A 905-nucleotide genomic window follows, 5' to 3' on the forward strand; every position below is an offset into this window, starting at 1 on the left:
CCTTTTTCTAAAGAAATTTCATCCAATCTTTTTAACCTTGGTTGGAACACTAACTTAAATCTATCTGAATAAATACCTGCTTCCAATTCAATTTCAAATGGTTGATTTGTTATTTCAAAGGTCTCACCTGTTGAAGCATCTTTTATATATAATTTATCAAATTGTTCGTTATTTTCTAATCTATCTATATGTATTGATATTTTTGATTTTTTACTCAATTCTAAACCAATTGGAAACTCTTTATCATTAGATATAGTATTTGTTCCTTGAATCACAAACTTTTCATCATCTATTAACCAATACATATCTTCTGGAGTAATTTCATATATTTTCGCATCATACCCATAGTCTACCTCATCAGACGCATTCTCATCAATCGTTAATAACAACTGTTTGTGAATTTCTGAAGTACTAAACCCAATTCTAAATTTTGTTCTTGTATCTCCATTTGAAACATCTTTTGAGGTTGCAGTTTTTGAAGGCCTCATAAAAATTGAATTTCCACTTCCTTCGGTTTGAAATATTCTTTGATTATTATTAAATTCAATGGTTTGGCTTGCACCCCCAGCTCCTTGAATAAAAAATCCTTGACCAACTGCTATATACCGCTCAGGAACTTTTGTTCCGTCTGGTGCTGTAGGATCATTGATTGGATGGACTTCTGCTGCAGTACCAATTCCTATTCCTCCTGATAAATTATACGTTGCAAAACCTGCTTGATAGTCTAATAAATAATGTGAATCGCCCCCATAATGATCCCAAAAATACAGAGTTCCTGTTATAGAAGTTTTATTATCTAATATAAATTGATTTGCGTCTATGGCTGAAGGATATGGATTCCCAATTAAATAATCATTATCACCACTAACTGTTAATTCAATATCTCCATTATTTGGCCTACCAAC

The 905-nt window shown here is 31.8% G+C and carries 1 pseudogene; it reads right to left on the bottom strand.

Annotation, left to right across the window (positions count from 1 at the left end):
* Positions 1 to 905: pseudogene (locus ACFQZW_RS11260) on the bottom strand (LamG-like jellyroll fold domain-containing protein); the annotation flags it as partial.

Source organism: Lutibacter aestuarii (assembly GCF_042676885.1).
GTDB lineage: Bacteria > Bacteroidota > Bacteroidia > Flavobacteriales > Flavobacteriaceae > Lutibacter > Lutibacter aestuarii.